Annotated in this window: 23 protein-coding genes; 10 read left to right on the top strand and 13 right to left on the bottom strand. The window is 62.6% G+C overall.

Annotated features, from left to right (window positions below):
* Window positions 1-37 precede the first annotated feature (37 nt).
* Window positions 38-1108 carry a DUF2891 domain-containing protein gene (locus tag VIZ63_RS21375; protein WP_331611827.1) on the top strand — a complete coding sequence of 357 codons (1071 nt, stop codon included), beginning with the start codon at window positions 38-40 and terminating at the stop codon, window positions 1106-1108.
* An 85-nt stretch (window positions 1109-1193) separates the two neighbouring features.
* On the opposite strand, the gene VIZ63_RS21370 is transcribed toward VIZ63_RS21375, so the two are convergent.
* Window positions 1194-1904: a hypothetical protein gene (locus VIZ63_RS21370; RefSeq protein ID WP_331611826.1), complete on the bottom strand. Its 711-nt coding sequence runs from the start codon at window positions 1902-1904 to the stop codon at window positions 1194-1196.
* Between the two features lie 148 nt (window positions 1905-2052).
* On the opposite strand from VIZ63_RS21370, the gene gstA reads away from it, so the two are divergent.
* The 7 genes from gstA (at window position 2053) to VIZ63_RS21335 (ending at window position 8471) form a co-directional block, all read left to right on the top strand.
* Window positions 2053-2667: a glutathione transferase GstA gene (gene gstA, locus VIZ63_RS21365; RefSeq protein WP_331611825.1), complete on the top strand. Its 615-nt coding sequence runs from the start codon at window positions 2053-2055 to the stop codon at window positions 2665-2667.
* A 40-nt stretch (window positions 2668-2707) separates the two neighbouring features.
* Entirely contained in the window at window positions 2708-3181 is a 474-nt protein-coding gene (locus VIZ63_RS21360; protein WP_331611824.1) for a DUF2721 domain-containing protein, read from the top strand.
* A 186-nt stretch (window positions 3182-3367) separates the two neighbouring features.
* Window positions 3368-3874 carry a hypothetical protein gene (locus VIZ63_RS21355; RefSeq protein ID WP_331611823.1) on the top strand — a complete coding sequence of 169 codons (507 nt, stop codon included), beginning with the start codon at window positions 3368-3370 and terminating at the stop codon, window positions 3872-3874.
* A gap of 162 nt (window positions 3875-4036) precedes the next feature.
* The gene (locus tag VIZ63_RS21350; protein ID WP_331611821.1) at window positions 4037-5308 is read left to right on the top strand and encodes a dicarboxylate/amino acid:cation symporter; all 1272 of its coding nucleotides are present in this window, start codon (window positions 4037-4039) and stop codon (window positions 5306-5308) included.
* A gap of 146 nt (window positions 5309-5454) precedes the next feature.
* Entirely contained in the window at window positions 5455-5952 is a 498-nt protein-coding gene (locus VIZ63_RS21345; RefSeq protein ID WP_331611820.1) for a GNAT family N-acetyltransferase, read from the top strand.
* 90 nt (window positions 5953-6042) lie between these two features.
* Window positions 6043-8139 carry a protein kinase domain-containing protein gene (locus VIZ63_RS21340; RefSeq protein WP_331611819.1) on the top strand — a complete coding sequence of 699 codons (2097 nt, stop codon included), beginning with the start codon at window positions 6043-6045 and terminating at the stop codon, window positions 8137-8139.
* A gap of 2 nt (window positions 8140-8141) precedes the next feature.
* Window positions 8142-8471: a DUF7009 family protein gene (locus tag VIZ63_RS21335; protein WP_331611818.1), complete on the top strand. Its 330-nt coding sequence runs from the start codon at window positions 8142-8144 to the stop codon at window positions 8469-8471.
* Window positions 8472-8585: 114 nt separating this feature from the next.
* Here the strand turns inward: VIZ63_RS21335 and purD are convergent, their stop codons facing one another.
* The 12 genes from purD to cutA all read right to left on the bottom strand — a co-directional run bounded on the left by purD (window position 8586) and on the right by cutA (window position 21190).
* The gene (gene purD / locus VIZ63_RS21330) at window positions 8586-9875 is read right to left on the bottom strand and encodes a phosphoribosylamine--glycine ligase (RefSeq protein WP_331611817.1); all 1290 of its coding nucleotides are present in this window, start codon (window positions 9873-9875) and stop codon (window positions 8586-8588) included.
* A gap of 153 nt (window positions 9876-10028) precedes the next feature.
* On the bottom strand, window positions 10029-11594 hold the full coding sequence (gene purH, locus VIZ63_RS21325) for a bifunctional phosphoribosylaminoimidazolecarboxamide formyltransferase/IMP cyclohydrolase (RefSeq protein ID WP_349261250.1): 1566 nt from the start codon (window positions 11592-11594) through the stop codon (window positions 10029-10031).
* 109 nt (window positions 11595-11703) lie between these two features.
* A complete protein-coding gene (gene fis / locus VIZ63_RS21320) occupies window positions 11704-11994 on the bottom strand; it encodes a DNA-binding transcriptional regulator Fis (RefSeq protein ID WP_331611815.1) in 291 nt (96 codons plus the stop codon).
* A gap of 36 nt (window positions 11995-12030) precedes the next feature.
* Window positions 12031-13026 carry a tRNA dihydrouridine synthase DusB gene (gene dusB, locus VIZ63_RS21315; protein WP_331611814.1) on the bottom strand — a complete coding sequence of 332 codons (996 nt, stop codon included), beginning with the start codon at window positions 13024-13026 and terminating at the stop codon, window positions 12031-12033.
* A 108-nt stretch (window positions 13027-13134) separates the two neighbouring features.
* Entirely contained in the window at window positions 13135-14229 is a 1095-nt protein-coding gene (locus VIZ63_RS21310) for a zinc-ribbon and DUF3426 domain-containing protein (RefSeq protein ID WP_331611812.1), read from the bottom strand.
* On the bottom strand, window positions 14223-15134 hold the full coding sequence (gene prmA / locus VIZ63_RS21305; protein ID WP_331611811.1) for a 50S ribosomal protein L11 methyltransferase: 912 nt from the start codon (window positions 15132-15134) through the stop codon (window positions 14223-14225). Before prmA ends, VIZ63_RS21310 begins: the two co-directional genes overlap by 7 nt.
* Window positions 15135-15257: 123 nt before the next feature.
* Window positions 15258-16601, bottom strand: coding sequence for an acetyl-CoA carboxylase biotin carboxylase subunit (accC, locus tag VIZ63_RS21300; RefSeq protein WP_331611810.1), 1344 nt, complete (start codon window positions 16599-16601; stop codon window positions 15258-15260).
* A 115-nt stretch (window positions 16602-16716) separates the two neighbouring features.
* Window positions 16717-17172, bottom strand: a complete 456-nt coding sequence (accB, locus tag VIZ63_RS21295) for an acetyl-CoA carboxylase biotin carboxyl carrier protein (RefSeq protein WP_331611809.1) — start codon at window positions 17170-17172, stop codon at window positions 16717-16719.
* A 23-nt stretch (window positions 17173-17195) separates the two neighbouring features.
* Window positions 17196-17648, bottom strand: coding sequence for a type II 3-dehydroquinate dehydratase (aroQ, locus tag VIZ63_RS21290; RefSeq protein ID WP_331611808.1), 453 nt, complete (start codon window positions 17646-17648; stop codon window positions 17196-17198).
* A gap of 224 nt (window positions 17649-17872) precedes the next feature.
* Window positions 17873-18511, bottom strand: a complete 639-nt coding sequence (locus VIZ63_RS21285; RefSeq protein ID WP_331611807.1) for a TlpA disulfide reductase family protein — start codon at window positions 18509-18511, stop codon at window positions 17873-17875.
* Window positions 18512-18527: 16 nt separating this feature from the next.
* A complete protein-coding gene (dsbD, locus tag VIZ63_RS21280) occupies window positions 18528-20858 on the bottom strand; it encodes a protein-disulfide reductase DsbD (protein WP_331611806.1) in 2331 nt (776 codons plus the stop codon).
* Window positions 20858-21190, bottom strand: a complete 333-nt coding sequence (cutA, locus tag VIZ63_RS21275) for a divalent-cation tolerance protein CutA (protein ID WP_349261249.1) — start codon at window positions 21188-21190, stop codon at window positions 20858-20860. The genes dsbD and cutA overlap by 1 nt, the downstream gene beginning before the upstream one ends.
* Before the next feature lie 222 nt (window positions 21191-21412).
* Here cutA and groES point away from each other — a divergent pair, with 222 nt between their 5' ends.
* Window positions 21413-21703 (top strand): co-chaperone GroES, encoded by a 291-nt coding sequence (groES, locus tag VIZ63_RS21270; RefSeq protein ID WP_331611900.1) that lies wholly within the window; start codon window positions 21413-21415, stop codon window positions 21701-21703.
* Window positions 21704-21869: 166 nt separating this feature from the next.
* Window positions 21870-22139: TCP-1/cpn60 chaperonin family protein (locus VIZ63_RS21265; protein ID WP_331611804.1), on the top strand; the 270-nt coding region annotated here is incomplete at its 3' end.

Below are 22139 nucleotides of genomic sequence, written 5' to 3'. Positions count from 1 at the left end.
TATCCTGCTCGCCTGATCACAGACGTGAGGTGACGCAATGCGTTGGGCCCTGACCTTGATGGTGTGCGTGCTGCCGTTCTCGCCGGTACGCAGCGAATCCCTCACGAGTACCGAAGCCGGCCGTTTCGTAACGCTGGCGCTCGAGTGCGTGCATCGCGAATACCCGAACAAGATCGCGCATGTCATGGCCAGCGACGCTGACGCGAAGCCGCCGCGGCAGCTCACGCCTGCGTTCTACGGCTGCTACGACTGGCACTCGTCGGTGCATGCGCACTGGCTGCTGGCGCGCGCGGCGCGTGCGTTTCCGGATGCGCCGTTCGCAGCATCCGCTCGGGCGGCGCTGGCGCGCAGCCTTACGAAGCAGAACCTCGCGCTCGAAGTCGCCTATCTGCAGACGGACGGTCGAGCATCGTTCGAGCGCCCCTACGGTCTCGCCTGGCTGCTGCAGCTCGCAGCCGAACTGCGATCCTGGGACGATCTCCAGGCGCGCGAATGGACGTCGGCGCTGATTCCGCTGGAAGAGGAGGCCGCCGCGCGTGTGTCGAACTGGTTGCCGAAGCTGGCCTATCCCATCCGCGTTGGTGAGCATGACCAGACGGCGTTTGCCTTCGGCTTGATCTGGGACTGGGCCCAGACCTCACGCAATGCGGCGATGGAGTCGTTGCTTCGAGCCAAGGCGCAGGAGTTCTACCTGTCCGATCGCGCCTGTCCGCTGAACTACGAACCCTCGGGGCAGGATTTTCTGTCGCCGTGCCTCGCCGAAGCGGATTTCATGCGCCGCGTCGTGGAGTCCGCTCGCTTCGCCCAGTGGCTCGATGCCTTCCTGCCGCAGATTGCCCGTGACGGTTCGACGGACTGGCTGCGACCCGCGCAGGTCACCGATCGCAGCGATCCCAAGCTCGCGCATCTCGACGGACTCAATCTCAGTCGTGCGTGGATGCTGGAAGGAATTGCACGTGGATTACCTGCTGCCGATGCGCGCCTGCGCTCGCTGCGTGGGGCTTCCGCGCTGCATCGCGAGGCGTCGCTGGGCGCCGTGACCGCCGAGCACTATGTCGGCAGCCACTGGCTGGGCACGTTCGCGCTCTACGGCGCGTCGAACAATTGATGATGGACAGTTGATAGTTGACAGTTCAGAGGAAGAAGCCCGGACAAGAGGCCTTCCGACTCTGTCAATTGTCCATTATCAATTATCAATTTCTGCTCTGGGGTTCCTCGCCCGAGAACTTGATCGCCGTGGCGCCGGAGACTGAGCCGATCTTCGCGCTGTCGCTGACATAGAGATCGACGTCGTGTTCGAACTTGAGTTCGCCCTGCACGGCGGCGTCGGGACCGATGACGATCACCGGACGCTTGCGCTTGCCGGTCCAGTTCGTGCCCCGCGGTTTCCTGACCAGGATGCCGCCTTCGACGCGCGAGCCGCGGCCGACGGTGATGTTGCCGTTCATGGTCTGGAGTCCGCCGCCGACCTGCGCGGCGTCGAGTTCCATTCGGCCATTCACGTTCTCCACCCGGCCACGAACGGTGGAGCCTTTCGCGAGCACGATCGAGCCGTTGATTGCCTCGACATCGCCGCTGATCTGCGAGCCGGCGCCAAGGACCAGACCGCCGTTCACGGTATCGATCGACGCGGCCTTGACCTGTTCTCCCAGGCGAATGCGGCCGTTGACTGTCGCGATCTTCTGCACCGACACGTTGTTGCCGACGGTCACGGATCCATTCACGGTCTCGACCGACTGCGCCGTGGCGCCGTCGTCGATCGTGATCGATCCATTGACCGTTTCCAGGTCGCCGGCCACCTGGCTCGCCGTGACACGGATCGCACCGTTGACCTTGGAGATATCGCCTTCAGCTGCGGCGAGCAAGGGGATCGATAGAAGCACTGCGCACAGCAATCGGCTCATGGAGCGGGTCCTCGGTGGTGACTGTCGGTCGTTGTAGTTGTTAGGACTCGCGGGGCGCACAGAGGGTTGCAATGCAGGTCGGGCGAGGTGTCGGCCACGGGGAGGATTGTGTATGGTTGCCGGCGTCGATGATTCCGGAGGCCATGTCATGAAGCTCTACTACGGTCGGGGTACCTGCTCGCTTGCTCCTCATATCGCCTTGCGCGAAACCGGAGCCGCGTTCGACCTGGTACTGGTCGATATCAGGGCCAAGCTGACGGAGGCGGGTGCGGATTTCCGCGCCATCAATCCCAACGGTTATGTGCCGGTGCTGGAACTCGATTCCGGTGAGCGCCTGACCGAGACCGTAGTGATCCTGCGGTACATCGCCGATCAATATCCGGCGGCGAATCTCGCCCCGCCGGCAGGAACGATGGCTCGCTACCGGCTGCTCGAATGGCTCACGTTCATTTCCTCGGAAGTGCACAAGAACTACAGCCCATTGTTCAACCCCGCGGTGCCCGAGGAGTTCAAGGCGATGACGCGCGAGAAGATCGGCGTGCGCCTCGGTTACGTCGAGCAGCGGCTGGCTGGCAAGCAATACCTGATGGGCGATGCATTCTCGGTGGCCGACGCCTACCTGTTCATCTGTCTGAACTGGTCCAAAGCAATCCAGGTGGATCTTGCGGCGTTTGCCAACCTGCAGGGGTTCCAGGCGCGCGTCGCCGCACGTCCGGCGACGCAGGCAGCGTTGCAGGCCGAAAAGCCGATCAGGAAAGCCTGATACCCTCCACAGTCATCGTCCCAGAAAAAGCCGCCTCTCGATGCCCATCCTGCATTCGCTGACTAGCGTCACCGGCGTTGCACACGTCATTCAACTCGCCGTCGCTCCGGTATTCCTGCTGGCGGGTGTCGGGACGACGCTGAACGTGCTGGCCACGCGCATCGGCCGCATCATCGATCGCGCGCGCCACATGGAGCATCAGCTCCTGTCGGCGACGCCCGAGGCCGCAGAGGAACTGCATGCGCGTCTGCGTGTGTTGTCGAAGCGTGCCAGCCTGATCAATCGCGCCATCGCGCTGTGCGTTCTGTGTGGTCTGCTGGTATCGCTGGTCGTGGCGTCGTTGTTCGTCAGTTCTTCACTGAAAATCGACCTGGAGATGCCGATCGCGATTACCTTCATAATCGCTTTGCTGAGCCTCGCGGCGGCATTGATCTACTTCCTGCGCGAAGTCTTCATTGCGACGGCAGCGACCACGTTCGGCGGTGCCCGCAAGGAGCATGTGCCGAAGGAGTGAAGTGATCGGGGTGATGGGGGCTGGGGCGGGTTCGTCGCCACCCAATGACACAAAGCAACCAAACGTGTCAGTCACCCCGACGAGCGGTCAGAACCGCGACGATTTCCGTGATCCATTCCTCACCAGTCGCGCAGCCCGCCCGGCACACTGTGATCGAGGGACGTATCGACGTTCCGGAGAGCGTGAATGTCGGTATCGCGGTCAGAAATTCTCGTGCAGCCTGATGCCTACCTGGTATCTCGCGGCGAGCCGTTGCTCGTAGCGGAGCTGACGGCGGCGCTTGCCGTCTGCGTCTATGACGACACCCAGCCTGTGGCCGGACTGCTGCATCTTCGCTATGTAGCGACCAGCAATGATCAGCCGCTCGATCTGACCGACAACACGCTGAGTTCCGACCTGTTGCTGATGGACCGCTTCTGCAAGGAGCTGCGGACCGGCGGCGGACGCAAGCAGAGCTGGCGCGTCGCCATCTACGCACACACGCCAGACACGCCGCGCATGGCGGCTCCAGCGGCTACCGTGATCGATCTGGTGAAGGCGTATTTCTCGGACGGCCGGCTCCCCGTGGACTGCAAGGAAACTGTGCGGCCGTTGGGGCTGATGGTCCGCCTGGATCCGCGCGAGGGCCGCATCTGGGTCAACGGTACGCCGGGTACGGCCAGCGGCGCCCGCTTCGCTGCGCCTGCGGCGTAGATCACGCATGGCCGGCTGATGTCGGTCCCATAGAGACTGTCGCAGTTCGAACGGCAGTCACGCGCTTCCCGTTTCTTTGCACCGGTGATGCCGCTGTGCTTGCAACTGTGAGCATCGCCTGTAGCCTGTCGCCGTCGCCCCATAACAACGATTGCCACGCTCATGGCGCCCGAATCCGCTGTTCCGCAACCTTTCTATCGCACCCTGTATTTCCAGGTGCTGGTCGCGATCGCGATCGGCGTGCTGCTCGGCCACTACTCACCCGACCTCGGCACGCAGATGAAACCGCTCGGCGACGGCTTCATCAAGCTCGTGAAAATGATGATCGGGCCGATCATCTTCTGCACCGTCGTTTCCGGCATCGCGGGCATGGAGAGCATGAAGGCGGTCGGCCGGACCGGCGTACTGGCGTTGCTGTATTTCGAGATCATGAGCACGATCGCGCTCATCATCGGCCTGATCGTCGTCAACGTGGTGAAACCCGGCGTCGGGATGAACATCGACGTGTCGACCCTCGACACCAGCAAGATCGCGGGCTATGCCAGCGCCGCGAATGAGCAGGGCGTCGTCGACTTCCTGCTGCACGTGATTCCGACGACGGTGTTCGACGCATTTGCCCGCGGCGAGGTCCTGCAGATCCTCCTGATTGCGCTGCTGTTCGGCTTCGCGCTGCACGCGGTCGGCGAGCGGGCACGGCTGGTCTACGAATTCATCGAGCGTGTTTCGCATGTCCTGTTCCGGATCATCGGCATGATCATGCGCCTGGCGCCCATCGGTGCGTTCGGCGCCATGGCGTTCACCATCGGCAGCTATGGCATCGACAAGCTCATGGATCTCGCCTGGCTGATGATCTGCTTCTACGCCACGTGCATCCTGTTCGTCTTCGTGGTGCTGGGTGCGGTGACGCGTCTGCACGGTTTCTCCATCGGCAAATTCGTTCGCTACATCCGCGAAGAACTCTTCATCGTGCTGGGCACTTCATCATCCGAGTCGGTGCTGCCGCGGATGATGCTGAAAATGGAGAACGCCGGCTGCTCGAAACCCGTCGTCGGTCTGGTGATTCCGACCGGCTATTCCTTCAACCTGGACGGGACGTCGATCTACCTGACCATGGCGGCGGTCTTCATCGCGCAGGCGACCAATACGCCCATGACATTGATGGATCAGCTCACGCTGCTGGCGGTGTTGTTGCTGACTTCGAAGGGCGCGGCGGGAGTCACCGGGAGTGGCTTCATCGTTCTGGCGGCGACTCTATCGGCCGTCGGCACACTCCCCGTGACTGCGCTTGCACTTATTCTGGGCATCGATCGCTTCATGTCCGAAGCGCGTGCGCTGACCAATCTCGTCGGCAACGGCGTCGCCACGGTGGTCGTCGCCAAGTGGTGTGGCCAGCTCGACGAACAGAAGCTGCAGGGCGAGCTCAATGCCAGATGACAGGCAGGTGAGCAGCACTTCAGGCCGCGAGGTTCTGGATTTCGATCCGCCCGCGTCAGATGAAGGCATGAGGCAATGGACGAAAAGCAACCCAGGGTCGCTGCGTAGTTGATAACTTTCAGCTATCGATTATTCGCGAGAGTCCCATGGCTCTGATTTTCCTGCCCGCTCGTACTGAGGAGGCCATCGCCGCCATCGCGACAATGGCCCGTACCATCTGGTATGAGTACTACGTTCCGCTTATCGGTCGCGCGCAGGTCGACTATATGGTCGCGAGGTTCCAGAGCACTGAAGCAATGCAGCAGCAGGTGCTGGAAGGGTACGAATATTTCACGGTGCAGCGGGAGGTTGCGCCAATTGGGTACGTTGCGATCAAGGCCGATGACGACGGCGGCCTGTTCATCAGCAAGCTCTATCTGCTGAGGGAGGCCCGCGGCGGCGGAACCGGCCGCGCCATCATGGCGTTCATCGAGGAAGGGGCCCGCCAGCGGGGTCTTGGGCGGCTATGGTTGACGGTGAACAAAGGAAATCCCGCAGTGAAGGCTTACGAGCGGCTGGGATTTCGTATCGCGGCCCCAATTGTCATGGACATCGGTGGCGGCTTCGTCATGGACGATTTCCGGATGGAAAAGGTGTTGGAATGACAGCACCCTCCTTGGTCAGGGCCAGTCGGTCGCGGGCGACAGATGTTCGCCTTTCCCCTGCCGCATAGACTGCGCCACATGAGTGTCTCGATGAACAACGGGCCGAGCGATGAAACCGCCGATGCACGCGGCGACCTGGCGATCTGGCTGGACGATTACACGGCCGGCCGGTGTGATCGCGCCCGGATGCAGGCTTCGTTTCTGGAAATCTGTCGCAGCAATCCGGAAGCGCCGTGGGATGCGTTGGCGCTGCTGGATCAATACCAACGGCGTGGCCGTGTCGATCCCGGGGTGGCGCGCACGCTGAAGAGCGACATTGCCCAGCTCGTCTTCGGCGTCGTCAATCAATCCGAGGATGAGGGCGAGACGGTGGCGCCTCAGGCGCCCACGACCGATCCTGCTCCTGCGTCGGCAGATACAACAGGCACACGCTGGCGCAGGATGGCGGCGGCGGAGCAGGGTCGGCCTGCCACGCCTCGCGGCCCCAATCGCGCATTCGTCGACCCGCTGCAGTTCGTGCGTGAGGCCGATCCGCTGACGCGACCGCCGCCACCGATCCGGCATCCCCATGGCGCGAACGGCGCCGCTGACAGCAGTGTGCTGCGCGACCGTTACGAGTTGCTCACCATTCTCGGCCGAGGCAATGCCGGCACGGTGTACAAGGCGCTCGATCGCCATCGCGCGCATCTCGATCCCGCCGCCCAGTGCGTCGCGCTACGAGTGCTCAAACGCAACTATCGCGAGCGGCCCGAAGCGCTGGGCGAGTTGGAGCGTCAGTTTCATCAGGCGCAGTCGCTTTCACATCCCAATATCGTCAGCGTCTTCGATCTCGATCGCGACGGCGATACCTACTTCCTGGTGATGGAGCTGCTGGAAGGCGAATTGCTGTCCCGCCTGCTCGAACGTCTTGCCCGTGAGGCGATGCCGCGTGAACAGGCGCTGGTCCTCATCGGCAGCCTCGGAGCCGGCCTGGCGCATGCACATCGACGCGGTGTGGTGCATTCGGACCTGCGTCCCGGCAACGTCATGATTGCCGCCAATGGCGAGGTGAAACTGCTCGATACGGGTTTCGCGCGTCGCGAACTGGCCGATACTCATCGACCCGAGCCCTGGATCGGTGACCAGGTCCTCGGCGGTCGCCAGCCCGCAGTGAATCTCGCCTATGCGAGCGAAGAGCGCGTCAATGGCGATCCGCCGGAATTCGGCGAGGACGTCTACAGCCTCGCCTGTATCGCCTACGAACTGCTGTCCGGGCAACATCCCTTCGGCGGTCGTTCTGCACCGCTGGCGCGGGCGCAAGGGCGCCAGCCGCAGCGCATCCAGGGTCTGACCAACCGGCAGTGGACGGCATTGCAGACCGGCCTAAAGTGGTCGCGCGCCGATCGCAAGATCGACGTGGTCGAGCTGATCGCCGCGCTCGGGTGCGCGGAGGTGCCCCAGCAGCTGGTGCCGCCGAGAATGATCGTGGCGGCGCCCAGGCGCCGGAAGTTCCGCGCAGGCGGCGTCACGGCGCTCGTGCTGCTATTGGCCGGCGGCGCCGCGGCGGCCTACTGGGTCAATCGCGGTTCGCTGCCGCAGATTGCCATCCCGCTGCCCGTAAAGTCGGAACAGCAGGAATCCACGGAAGAATCCACGGAAGTGGTTGCCCAACCTACGGAGCTGCCTGCCGCACAGCCGCCCATCGTCGCTACCCAGATGCCACCAGAGAGCGCGGTATCGGCTCCGCCGTCGCCTGAGGGCACATCACCCGCACCCCAGAGCGCAGCGCCTGCGGTCGCTCCGGCGGCACCTGTCGCGCAAGAAGCGAAGCCCGCTGCAGGACCCGTCGAATCGATGGGCGGCGGCATCAGCAAAATCATGTTCGACAAGGACACCTACGTCGCCACCGAGAGCGACGGCAGCGTCAGGATCGCGGTCAAGCGCACGGGCAGCGTGAGAAAAGCGGTGACGTTTCAATGGAGCCTGACGCCCAACTCGGCCGAAGCGGCCAATGATTTCGCTGCCATCGGACCCGACACTGAAACCATCCCGGCCGGCGTTCGGTCCGTGATCATTACTGTGCCCCTGGTGTCGGACGCCGTGAAGGAAAGTACGGAGCTGTTCCTGGTGGAAATCAGCAACCCCGGCGAAGGCGCCGAACTAGGCGAGCTGGCGCGCGCCGCAGTCATCATCGTCGACGACGACTGAGCGTGAACATCCGACTGGCTACCGGAGCAGTGCGGCTTCGCATCGATCGCAGCGAACTTGGCACTCTGCTTTCTTCCCGCGCGCTGACGCTCGAAGTCGCTTTGCCGCGCAACCATACCTTCCGCGTCAACGTCCGCCCCACACCGGTGGGCGGCTGGGCACTCGACAGCGACCCGACGGGACTGTGGGTCACCATCCCTCGTGCAGAACTCGAAGCGTTATCGCAGTCGCTGCCGAGCCGCAGCGGCCTCGAGCATGCGTTCGAACTCGCGAATGGCGGCAGCGTGCTGGTGAGCTTCGAGGTGGATGTGAAGCAGCGGAAGGTGGAGTAAAGGCAGGACCACAAAGGAGCACAAAGGGCGGAACAAAAGCGCACAAATGTTTTGCAGCGATTCATTTGCGATCCTTCGTACTCCTTTGTGTAATTGGCTCTCTGGTCCTGTGCCTTACTTCCCGTCTTTTTCCCTGGCGATCGCGCGATAGCCGATATCGCGGCGGAACTGGATGCCGTCCCAGTGGATGCGATCGACGAGTGCATACGCATTCTGCTGCGACTCGCTGACGGTCTTGCCCAAGCCGACAGCGCAGAGCACCCGGCCGCCGTTGGTCGTCACCTTGTCGTCGATGAGTTTCGTGCCCGCATGAAACACTTTGCCGGGCAGCGCGGCGGCGGCATCGAGGCCGTGAATCACGTCGCCCTTGTGGTAGTCGTCCGGGTAGCCGCCGGCCGCAAGCACCACGCCGACGGCGGCGCGCTCGTCCCAGTCCGCAGTGACCTGTGAGAGTCGCTGATCGAGGGCGCCTTCGCACAGGTCGATGAGATCCGAGCGCAGACGCATCAGGATCGGCTGCGTCTCCGGATCGCCGAAACGGCAATTGAACTCGAGCACGTTCGGCGTGCCGTCGGCGGCGATCATCAGGCCGGCATAGAGGAAGCCGCAGTAAGGCGTGCCGTCGCTCATCAGGCCGCGGACCGTGGGCTCCATGACTTCACGCATGATGCGGGCATGAATTTCCGGCGTGACGACCGGCGCCGGGGAATACGCGCCCATGCCGCCGGTGTTCGGTCCCTGGTCGGCGTCATCGCGACGCTTGTGATCCTGCGAAGTTGCCAGCGGCAGAATGTCCGTGCCACTGACGACGGCGATGAAGCTTGCTTCCTCGCCTTCGAGAAACTCCTCGATCACGACCTTGTCGCCGGCGTTACCGAATTGACCGTCGAACATGGCCTGCGCACTTGCGACCGCCTCGTCGGTGGTCGCGCAGATGATCACGCCTTTGCCGGCAGCCAGGCCGTCTGCCTTGACGACCAGCGGAGCACGCTGCGCGCGGACCCAGGACGGATCGAAGTTGGCCTTGGTGAACGTGGCGAACGCAGCGGTCGGAATGCGATGGCGTGTCAGGAAATCTTTCGTGAACGCCTTCGATCCTTCGAGTTGCGCAGCTGCTTTGCGCGGCCCGAAGCATCGCAGTCCAGCGGACTCGAATGCATCGGTGACGCCGATGACCAACGGCGCCTCGGGACCGACGATCGTCAGGTCGATGCCTTCGCGCTTCGCGAAATCGACGAGCGCCGGAACGTCATCGGCAGCGATATCGAGATTGCGGACATGCGGTTCGAGCGCTGTGCCAGCGTTGCCAGGAGCGACGAAGACGGCATCTACGCGCGGAGACTGCGCAACTTTCCAGGCGAAGGCGTGTTCGCGGCCGCCGGAACCGAGGATGAGGATTTTCATTGTGCGCTCCGCACGCGGTCAACTGGCCAGCCGGCTGACTGGCAAACCGGCAGGAATGAGGGGACGAAGGGGATCATCAGAATCAGGATCATTGCAAAGTGATGTTCACTGGCGCGCCTCTGCATTCTGGCCAGCCAGCCAGTTGGCCACACGCTAGTGCCTGAAATGCCTCATCCCCGTCAGCACCATCGCCATGCCATGTTCGTCCGCGGCAGCGATGACTTCGTTGTCGCGCATCGAGCCGCCGGGCTGAATGACGGCCTTGATGCCGAATTCGGCAGCAACGTCGAGACCGTCGCGGAAGGGGAAGAAAGCATCGGAAGCCATCACGGCGCCGTCGACGACCAGGCCCTCGTCCTTGGCCTTCATCGCGGCGATGCGGCTCGAGACGACGCGGCTCATCTGGCCTGCGCCGACACCCAGGGTCGTGCGGTCACGCACATAGATGATCGCGTTCGACTTCACGTACTTGCAGACGCGCCAGGCGAACAACAGATCGTCGAGTTCGGCCGCTGTCGGCTGGCGCTTGGTGACGATCTTCAGATCCGAGGGGCCGATCATCCCTTCATCGCGGTTCTGCACGAGCAGGCCGCCGTTCACGCTGCGATATTCATGGCGCAGGTTGCTGGGCTGCAATCCGCCGGTGGCGAGCACACGCACGTTCTCTTTGCGTGCGCAGATTTCCAGTGCCGCGGGTTCGACTTCCGGTGCAATGATCAGCTCGACGAACTGACGATCGACGATAGCGCGCGCGGTGGCGGCAGTGAGCGGGCGATTGAACGCAATGATGCCGCCGAACGCAGATGTCGGGTCGGTCTTGAATGCATTGTCGTAGGCAGTCAGCGTGTCCGCAGCGACCGAGACGCCGCAAGGGTTGGCGTGTTTGACGATGACGCAGGCCGGCTCGCTGAACTGACGTACGCACTCGAATGCCGTGTCGCCATCGGCGATGTTGTTGTACGAAAGAGCCTTGCCCTGCAATTGCGTCGCGCTGCCGATGCTGGCGCCCTGGGCGCTCGGGTCGATGTAGAACGCGCCCGCCTGATGGGGGTTTTCGCCGTAACGCAGATCGATGCGCTTGCGGAAGTTCAGCGCAAGCGACTGGGGGAACTCTGCGGCCGGACCTTCCGTAACGCGTCCCAGGTAGCTGGCGACTGCGGCGTCGTAGCTTGCGGTGTGTGCGAAGGCTTTCGCGGCAAGACGCTTGCGTGTCTGTTCCGATACACCGTTCTCAGCAGTGATTTCCGCGAGCACGGCGCTGTAGTCGAGCGGGTCGACGACGACGGTGACGCGATCGTGATTCTTGGCGGACGCACGCACCATCGCGGGACCGCCGATGTCGATATTCTCGATCGCATCCTCGAACGTGCAGTCCGGCTTGGCGATCGTCGCAGCGAATGGATAGAGGTTCACGACCAGCAGGTCGATCGGATCGATGCCATGGGTCTTCATCACGGCATCATCGACATTGCGCCGGCCGAGCAGGCCGCCATGGATTTTGGGATGCAGCGTCTTCACGCGCCCGTCCATGATTTCCGGAAAACCGGTGTGCGCCGAAACTTCTGTCACCGGAATGCCGGCCTTCTCCAGCAGCGACGCAGTGCCGCCAGTAGAAAGAATGACCACACCACGCTGATGGAGCACGCGGGCGAAGTCGAGCAGGCCGTCCTTGTTGGAAACACTGAGGAGGGCGCGACGAATGGGTTGATGCATGGTGATGATCTGATCGGATGACGGCGCAAGATGAGGCAACTATCGGACTGCGACCGTCGACGAGGTCATTCTTGCGCGCTCACCTCATCATCGATCACCGCGTCGCTCGGACTCGCTAGGTGCCGAGCCCGTACGTTTTCAGTTTCTTCCGCAGCGTGCCGCGATTGATGCCGAGAATATCGGCGGCGCGGCTCTGATTGCCGGCGGCATAGTCGAGGACTGCGCGGAAGAGAGGTTCTTCGACCTCGCGCAAGACGAGATCGTACAGCTGGCCCGGCTTGTGACCGTTCAATGACTCGAAGTAAGAGTTCAGCGCTTCCTCGGTCATGGTGCGCAGAGGTACCGCGCGTGATGCAGGTCGGACCAGCGGCTCTCTATGAGCTCTCGTTTTTTTCTTCGGCGCCATGGGCTCTCCGCCAATTCGTTCCAGGAACTGCGGGCATCAAGCCGCGTCGTTCAACTGCTCCTGGGCATTGGCGAGCGCATCGAAATACGCCCGGGCCTGCTCGAGTTGTGATCGCGCGTCTGTCGCCAGCATCACGGCATGTCGAAAAGCATGCGCACTCGCGCGGCCCTTCGCATACCAATCAATGTGTTTACGCGCGACCCGGACTCCGGCATCTTCCCCATAGAAGGCATGCAGGTCGCGCAAATGGGCGAGCATGATATCACGTACTTCTGCGATGGAAGGCTCGTCACAAACAGTGCCATCACGCAGGTAACTGGCGATTTCGCGAAAAATCCACGGACGTCCTTGTGCGCTGCGTCCGATCATCAGGCCATCTGCGCCCGTTTGTTCAAGTACGAACTTCGCCTTGTGCGGCGAATCTATGTCGCCATTGGCAAAAACCGGAATCGCGACATTCTGTTTGACTGCACGAATGGTTTCGTACTCGGCATTTCCCTGATACATGCACGCGCGTGTCCTGCCATGAACCGCAAGCGCCTGAATGCCCGCGTCTTCCGCCATCCGGGCAATGGACACGGCATTGCGTGTCGTGGAATCCCAGCCCGTTCGCATCTTCAGCGTGACCGGGACCGGGACCGCCTTGACCACGGCTTCGAGGATCTGTCGCACGAGTGTTTCATCCCGCATCAACGCCGAACCTGCAGCCTTGTTACAAACTTTTTTCGCCGGGCATCCCATATTGAGATCGATGATCTGCGCGCCCGCATCGGCATTGCGTTGTGCGGCTTCGACCATCATTTGCGGATCCCCGCCTGCGATCTGCACGACGCGAGGTTCGGCCTCGCCGCTGTGATCCATTCGCCGTCGTGATTTCTCGGTGTGCCATAAACGCACATCGGAAGTCAGCATTTCCCCAGCAGCAATCCCCGCACCCATGCGTCGACACAACAGCCTGAACGGCAGATCGGTCACGCCGGCCATCGGTGCGAGCGAGAGATTGTTGGGGAGCTGGTAGGGGCCGATCTTCATAAGGCCAACTGGCTAACTGGTCTGCTGGCCGACTGGCCGGAGGCGAATCGAGCGGGCACGAACTCTGCCCGTTTTTTCAAACTCTGGCCAGCCGATCAGTTGGCCTCTTCATTGCGGTATGTCCGTCGCGCACACCACCGCGTTTTCCCTGCCGCGCAGGCAGACGTCGAAGCGAAAGCCCTCCGCGTCAGGGCCGGGATCGACGATGACGATCGTGGCATTGGTCGGCTGGCCGGGCGGCAGCAGGCGATTGGTGGGGGTGCCGGGATCGAGGTATTCCGCGGGCTCGAGCTCGCGGGCGCGCACCTGGTCGCCCCAGCGATCTTCGAGCACCAGCTTCAGCAGCGGATAGGGCTGCGCGAATGCAGCGCGGTTCGTGACGCTGGCGCGAACCTTGAGCGTGCCGGGGAGCGAAGCGTCCGACACGATGCCCCATTGCTTCACTTCGTAGGCGTGCAGTTGCCAGTCTGGCGTGAGCTTGGAGCCGAGCGCGTCATAGATGCCGACCACCAGCGGACCGAGCGTCCGGTTGCGTGCGAAATCCGAACGATAGTGATGCACGAACTGCGCGAGCAGCGCCAGGACGAGCGGTATTGCGAGAATTGACCAGATCAGCGAGGTGCCGCCGGAAGTGGCCCCACGCCCGGCAAGCGCATGCAGTTCCTCGTCGGCAGTGGACTCGTCGAGTGCCTGTCGTCGCTGCGAGGCCAGTCGGCGCGCGAATCGTTGCTGTTCGGACTCTTCCGCCGACCGGGCGGCGGCCTCCGGCTCGTCCATGGCCTCGAAGGTGCCGGAGTCTTCGTGATGCCCTGACACTTCGATGCCGTCGTCGCTCACAGCTTCGTCGGCGAATGATTCGTCAACGTCGTCGAGGTCGACCCATTCTTCGGTGACTTCCTGGCGAATCTGCAGATCGTCAGGATCGTCCATCGACCGATATGTGCCGGTGATTTCGATATGCCTGCCTTCGAGCGTGATGTCTTCCTGCGCAGGCGGCTCGTCCACCTCGATCTCGCTGGCAGGTGGCTCCGGCTTTACGTAGCGGCCCGAGCTGGTTTCCTCGACGCCGTTTTCTTCGATGAGACGCTGGAGTGCATCGAACTGTGCCTGGCAACGACCGCAGCGGACCTGACCATGCGCGACGCGCAGGATTTCGCTGGTGATGCGAAAGATGGTCTGGCAACTGGGGCACTGGGTCAGCAAGCGCGGTCCTTTCGAAGGCCGTCGACGCGTGCCCAGCCGTCGTGCACGCTGATCGGTGCGATATCAAACCATGCGGCGTAATGAGCCGCCACCTGCGCGGCCTGATCCGCCAGAAGACCCGACAGCACGATGCTGCCGCCCGGCTTCACCAGAGCGGCAAGTGTGCTGCCCAACGCCATCAGTGGCTCGGCGAGAATGTTTGCCAGCACGATGTCGACGGGCTCGGTTCGCATCTCTGCCACGGTGCAGACATCGAGCTGGTTGGCGACGGCATTGCGAGCTGCATTATCCCGAGTCGCTATGACTGCCTGTGGGTCGATGTCGACGCCGAGCGCGGATTTCGCGCCAAGTTTCAGCGCGGCGATGGCGAGGATGCCGGAACCGCAGCCGTAGTCGATCACTGTCTTGTCGTGCAGGTCGGCGCCGTCGAGCCACGTAAGGCACAGCGCGGTCGTCGGGTGCGTGCCCGTGCCGAAGGCGAGGCCGGGGTCCAGATCGATGAAGCAGGGTGTCAGGTTCGCGGTGTGGGGCTCGGACTCAGCAGCCGGGCGCTGCCCGTCCGGGCAGATCCAGAGCCGTTTGCCGAAACGCATCGGCCGGAAGTCCTTGAGCCATTCGCGCTCCCAGGGCCGGTCTTCGAGCTGTGCGAAATGAAGCGGCGGCCAGGGTCCAGGCAGTTGCGATAGCAACAGCGCCTCGATCACGACGGGATCGGCGTCGGCGTCGAATAACGCCTTGACCAGCACGCTCGGCCAGAGTGGCGTCGTGCCGGGGGCGGGTTCCAGCACCGGATTGTCCGCCGCGTCTTCGAGCGTGATCGACAGCGCGCCAGCGCCGAGCAGCGCATCTTCGAAAGGTTCTGGATCGGCCGAGCCGACGGCGAGGGTGAGTTGCAGGAAGGGCATCAGAGGGCTGCTGGGCGCTGGGTACTGGGCTGCTGGCCGGAAAGTTAAGAAGGACGTCGATCCGGTCCGAGTCCTGGTCCCTTCTGGCCAGCAGCCCAGGGTCCAGTACCCGGCAGCCCTTGCTTACTTGATCCCGAGTCTCCGCTCCAGATAGTGAATGTCCAATCCGCCCGCCTTGAACGCGGCGTGATTGAAGATTTCCTGGTGCAGCGGGATGTTGGTCTTGATGCCTTCGATGACCATTTCCGACAGCGCATTCTTCATGCGCGCGATGGCGGTGTCGCGATCTTCGCCGTAGGCGATGACTTTGCCGATCATGGAATCGTAATACGGCGGAACGACGTAGCCGCTGTACAGGTGGCTGTCGACCCGGATACCGGGGCCGCCGGGCGGATGAAACAGCTTCACCGGACCGGGCGAGGGGATGAAGCCCTTCGGATCTTCGGCGTTGATGCGGCACTCGATCGCATGGCCGCGAATCTGGACGTCGTTCTGCGTCCAGGGGAGTTGTTCTCCCGCTGCGATGCGCAGCTGCGCTTTCACGATGTCGATGCCGGTAATGAGCTCGGACACCGGATGCTCGACCTGCACGCGCGTGTTCATCTCGATGAAGTAGAACTCGTTGTCCTGGTACAGGAACTCGAGCGTGCCGGCGCCGCGATAGCCCACGTCGCGGCACGCCGCGATGCAGCGCTCGCCGATCGCTTTGCGCTGCTTCGGCGTGATGCCGGGAGCAGGCGCTTCTTCGATGACTTTCTGGTGACGACGCTGCAACGAGCAGTCACGTTCACCGAGATGAATGACATTGCCGTAGTGATCGGCCAGCACCTGGATCTCGATATGTCGCGGCTTCTCGAGGAACTTCTCCATGTAGACCTCGGCATTGCTGAAGGCCGCGAGCGCTTCTGCCTGCGTCACATTGATCGCATTCAGCAGCGTTGCGTCGCTGTGGACGACGCGCATGCCGCGTCCACCGCCACCGCCCGACGCCTTGATGATCACCGGGTAGCCGATCTCGCGCGCGATGCGGAAGGTTTCATCGTTATCGGTGCCGATCGGACCGTCGGATCCCGGTACGCAAGGCACGCCTGCCGCCTTCATGACGCGGATCGCGGAGACCTTGTCGCCCATCATGCGAATCGTCTCGGGCTTCGGTCCGACGAAGATGAAGCCGCTCTTCTCCACCCGCTCGGCGAAGTCCGCGTTCTCGGACAGGAAGCCGTAGCCGGGATGGATCGCCACCGAGTCGGTGACTTCCGCGGCGCTGATGATCGCCGGCATGTTGAGATAACTGTCTTTGGACGCCGGCGGTCCGATGCAGACGGATTCGTCCGCCAGGAGCACGTGCTTCTGGTTGAAATCGGCGGTCGAATGCACGGCCACCGTCTTGATGCCTAGCTCGCGGCACGCGCGCAGGATGCGAAGCGCGATTTCGCCGCGATTGGCGATGACGACTTTTTCAAGCATTGTTTGTTCTGCGGTTGGGTGGCAGTGGGCCAGGCGTGCGCCAGTTCAGATCGCTTCGCTCTGGCCAGTTTGCCAGTGGCCAGTTAGCCAGTCGGCCGAGTGGCGGCTATCGCCGTCACTCGATGATGAACAGCGGCTGGCCGAATTCGACCGGTTCACCGTTCTTCACCAGGACGGCAGTGACCTTGCCGGCTTTGTCGGACTCGATCTGGTTCATCATCTTCATGGCCTCGATGATGCAGAGCGTATCGCCGACGTTCACTTCGCTGCCGATATCGACGAATGCCTTGGCGCCCGGCGTCGCCGCGGAATAATACGTTCCTACCATCGGTGCGGTGACTGTGTGGTCGTTACGTGCCGCGACCGGTGCGGACACTGCGGCAGCTGCTGCGACCGGAGCTGCCATGGGGGCTGCGACTGGAGCTGCGTAGTGCATGACCGGAGCGCCATGCGCACCACCTGGGGGGTAGCGGCTGATGCGTACCGACTCTTCGCCTTCCTTGATCTCGATTTCAGCGATGCCGGATTCTTCGAGCAGTTCGATGAGTTTCTTTACTTTGCGGATATCCATGCGATGTCCTCTTTGTTCTTTTCCTATTTGCGGATGCTGGTCGCGAGGTGATGAGCCGCGGCGCGCAGCGCCAGCTCGTACCCGAATGCGCCCAGTCCGGTGATGGTCCCGACAGCAATGTCGGAAAAATACGAGTGATGCCGGAAGGCTTCCCTCGCGTGTACGTTGCTCAGATGCACCTCGATGAAGGGGATCTTCACGCCCAGCAGGGCATCGCGCAGGGCGACGCTGGTATGGGTCAGTGCAGCCGGATTGAAAATGATGAAGGCGACGTGAGTGCCTGGAGCCTCGTGAATCAGACCGATCAGTTCCGCTTCCGAGTTGCTCTGGAAACTGGACAGGTGATGGCCGGCCTCCGACGCCAGCTGGGTCGCCCGCGCCGTAATCTGGTCCAGGGTGATTGCCCCATAGAGCCCGGGCTCGCGCGTGCCGAGCAGGTTCAGATTCGGGCCGTTGAGGAGCAACAGATGGGCCATAAGCCGATTATCAAAGGGCTCGAGAAATTCAGTTAGCCGGAGATGGCCGCGATTTGTATCAGTTTTCTATCGCTTTAGCGATGGTTTCGCGGCACAGCGGGGCTTGACCGCAGCCCGCATCAGGCAAATCCACCACAGCCCGCGCTCTGTCGGCTCGATCGGCAGCACCGTGAAGTGGGTCAGAGGCGGTAAACAGGCCGATTTGCGCGGAGGTGACCGCGCGTTCAGCCTTCGGCCGGTTCCAGGTCGTCCAGTTGCCCGGCAGCAACGGTGCGCGCCGCTACGGGGGTGAGTTCGCCGCTGTTCACCCGTTTGACGGCGTCGAGCATGACGACCGACTGCGTCTTCGTCAGCTCGCCCAGGTGCGTCAGCACGATCCGGCCCTGGTTGTCCGTGAAGACGGTAAAGGGAAAGCCGAGCGATCCCATGCCGAAACTGCTCACCGCTTCGAAGCCGTCCTGCTCGCCGATGAGAATCGGGTAGTCGATGCCGATCTCGGTCGCGTACTTGAGCACATCGTCGCGAAAGTCCACCGCCACGCCAACGACCTGAAACCCTTCGGATTCGTGGGTCTTGTTGATCTCGCGCAGCAGCGGAATCTCACGGCGGCACGGCGCGCACCAGGTGGCCCAGAAATTCACGATCATCGACTTGCCGGACCAGCTGCGGATCGAGCGCCGGTTGCCGTCGCGATCCTCCAGCGTGAAATCCGGCAGGTCGGTCGGAACCTTTGGTTCCGGTTCCGCCAGGGCAGCGACTGGCGCAGGTTGCGGCGTTACTTGTGGGGCGAGGCCGTAACGATAGATGGCGAAGCCGGTAGCGGCCGCGGCGACCGCAACGGCGACGTAGACAACTGATTTCACTGCGACCTCGAAAACTTCAACCGGGTGCGAACGCCCCCACGACATGGTCGCGGAAGCGCTCGGCGGGGGTGAATCCTACCAGTCTGAAGTTCTGACGTTCGACCCCTTCGGAGGTGAAGAAGGCGATCGTGGGCGGCCCGAAAATCCCGAATCGGGCCAGCAGTGCCTGGTCGTCCTGGTCATTGGCGGTGACATCGGCCTGCAGCAGGACCGCACCTGCGAGCGCGGCCTGTACGCCGGCGTCGGTAAACGTGTACTTCTCCATCTCCTTGCACGAGACGCACCAGTCCGCATAGAAGTCGAGCATCACGGGCTTGCCGGCCGCGTTGGCTGCGGCCACTGCGCGATCCAGGTCGGCGACCGTTTTGACGCGCTGAAAAGCGATGCCGTGTTCGCTGCCGGCACTGGCGGTCGTTGCTCCGCCTCGCAGATGCCCCAGCGGTTGCAGCGGATCGTGATTGCCGGACGCAGCGCCGATCAGCAGCAAAATGCCGTAAACGAGCGCCATCAACCCGACGGCGCGCACTGGTGCCGCGATCGGCGCACCGCCGCGACCCTTGAGCGAGAAGATCCAGAAGCCGGACATGCCGGCCAGGCCCGACCACAGCAGCATCGTCAGGGTGTCGGGAAGCAGCGGCTGGGCGAGGTAGATCGCAACCCCGAGGAACAGCACGCCGAAGAGCTGTTTGACCGTATCCATCCAAGGTCCGGCTTTCGGCAGCAAGGTACCTGCCGACGCGCCAACGATGAGCAGTGGGACGCCCATACCCAGGCCGGTCGCGTAGAGCGCCAGCGCGCCACGCACGATCTGCCGCGACTGGCTGATGACGGACAGTGCGGCAATGATGGCCGGCGCCACGCAGGCGGTCACCACGAGCGCAGACAGCGCGCCCATGATGAACGTGCCGACATAGGTGCCCGACTTCTGCCGGTTGCTCGCGTCCGAGAGCCGGGTCTGCAAGGCCGACGGCAGTTGCAGGGTGTACGCGCCGAACATCGCGAATGCCAGCGCGATGAACAGCAGCACCATCAGGGTGATGATCCAGGGCTGCTGGAAGAACGCCTGCGGCGCCTGGTTGAACGCGAGAACGAAAATGGCGCCGGCGGCGGCATAGGTCAGCGCCATGCCCTGCACATAGGTGAACGCGAGCGAGAAGCTGCGCTTGCGCGTGACGTTCTCGCCCTGGCCAACAATGATGCCCGACAGGATGGGGATCATCGGCAGCACGCACGGCGTCAATGAGAGCAGCAGGCCGGCCACGAAGAAAGTCAGCAGCGCGTAGGCGATGTTGCCGCTCTGCAAGGCGCTGGCCAGGCGATCCTGTTCGGCGACGAGAGGCGCACCGGCCGAAGTCGATGCCACCGCAGCGGGCAATGTCGTTGCCGTATCAGTCGGCGGCAGCTCGACCGATACCGTTCTGGAGATCGGGTTGTAGCAGAGTCCGCCTTCCGCGCAGCCCTGATACGTGACGTGGAGAGTAAGTGTTCCGGTCGACCCTGCGGCCCGTGCTACCGGCAAACTCGCCTCGAGGAATTCGTGGTAGACCTCCGTGTCGCCGAAGAACTCGTCGTGCTTCGGATCGCCCTTTGGCAGAAGCGGCGTGCCGATCTGAATATTCGGCGTGTCGGTCGTCACGGCGATGCGGTGCTTATAAAGGTAGTAACCGTCGGCGATGATCCAGGTGAGCGCCACCGAGTCCGCACGCTCCATGCCGGCGCCGAACTTGAAGGCTTCATCGGGCGGCAGGAACTCGTCGGTCGATGTCTTCGACTTCAGGAACGAACGCAGATCCGCGCCACCCTTCGCTGTCGACGCGGGCACCGCGACGTCGGTCTTCCATTTCAACGGCGGGTAGCACAGTCCCGCATCGGCGCAGCCCTGCAGCTTCAGCTCGATGGCGAGCTTGTCAGGTCGCGCCGAATGAAACGTGATCGGCACCGGCACATCGACCTTGCCGCGATAGATCTCCTGCTCGCCGAAATACTCATCGCTGTGGGCTTCGCCCTTGGGCCAGGCAGGCTCAGCCAGTTGCACGTTCGCCATGGTCGAGGCGACGCTCATCTTCTTCTTGTAGAGGTAGTAACCCTTCTCGATGGTCCAGCTGACGATCAGCTGATCGTTCTCGACCCGGGTCGTGTATTTGTAGGCGTCCTCCGGTCGCAGGAAATCGTCCTTGGCCCACGACGGCGCAACGGCCCCCAGCACCCCCAGCAATGCGATTCCGATTCTGGCCAGTAACCAGTCCGCGCGGGACTTCCGTTGGCCGTGGCCTGTCCGCGTGGGACTTCCGTTGGTCGTGGCCTGTCCGCGCGGGACTTCCGTTGATCGTCGCTCAGTCTTCGTCATCACTTGTCCTTTTCCATAACGCCCAGTCGGACCCACTCCAGATACCGTTCGTTCCCGCCGCTGACCGGCACGATCAGCAATTCTGGAAGCTCATACGGGTGCAGGGCCTTGAGCCGTGCCTCAAGTTCGCCAAGCCGTCCGCTCGTCGTCTTGATCACCAGAAGGACCTCCCGATCATCCTGAAGCTGGCCGTTCCAGGCATAAGTCGACCGAACGCCTTCCACCCGATTGACGCAGGCAGCCAGCCTTTCGGTGACCAATGCGGCCGCGATTCGCTCCGCCTCGGTGCTGTCCGGACAGGTCGTCAGCACCAGAATCACTTGATCTGTCATGGATTTAGGGTGAGGTGTCGAGCTGGCCAGAATACGGTGCCATCCAGCTGCCGTCACGAAAGTCTCATGCAAACTCTGCTTGAATTTAACCGGTTCGCCCCTATTATTAGCACCCGCCACGGGTGAGTGCTAACGCCTCCAGGCGAGCAGAACACCCCAGCGAACCCGATTCGTTCCCACTTCATCAAGACCTTAATTGAGGTTTGAGCTATGGCTGACAAGCTGAAAATTCGTCCGTTGCACGATCGCGTGATCATCAAGCGCCTCGAAGAGGAGCGCACCTCTCCCGGCGGCATCGTGATTCCGGATTCGGCCACCGAAAAGCCGATCAAGGGCAAGGTCGTTGCCGTCGGTAAGGGCAAGATCCTCGAGAACGGTGAAGTGCGTGCGCTCGACGTCAAGGTCGGCGACAACATCCTGTTCGGCAAGTACAGCGGCACCGAAGTGAAGGTCGACGGCGAAGATCTTCTCGTCATGCGCGAAGAAGACGTGATGGCCGTCATCGAGAAGTGATGTCACGCACGCGTCGCATCGCGACGCGGTGACGTCATCCCCCGCGAAAGCGGGGATCCATTCCGAAATCCTGGATTCCCGCCTGCGCGGGAATGACGGAAAGGAAGGAGGGCGTCGCAAAGTGACTCCACAGAACACAGACACCAGTATCAGAGGTTGAACTCAAATGGCTGCTAAAGAAGTACGTTTCAGCGATGACGCCCGTCAGCGCATGCTCAGGGGTGTGAACATCCTGGCAAACGCCGTCAAGGCGACCCTCGGTCCCAAGGGCCGCAATGCCATACTCGAGAAGAGTTTCGGCGCCCCCACCGTCACGAAGGACGGTGTGTCGGTTGCGAAGGAAATCGAGCTCAAGGACAAGTTCGAGAACATGGGCGCGCAGATGGTGAAGGAAGTCGCTTCCAACACGTCTGACGAAGCCGGCGACGGTACGACC

The sequence above is a fragment of the Povalibacter sp. genome, assembly GCF_036520495.1.
Classification (GTDB): domain Bacteria; phylum Pseudomonadota; class Gammaproteobacteria; order Steroidobacterales; family Steroidobacteraceae; genus Steroidobacter.
The sequence above is the reverse complement of the archived record's forward strand: the minus strand, read 5'-3'. Positions and strand labels throughout refer to the sequence as shown.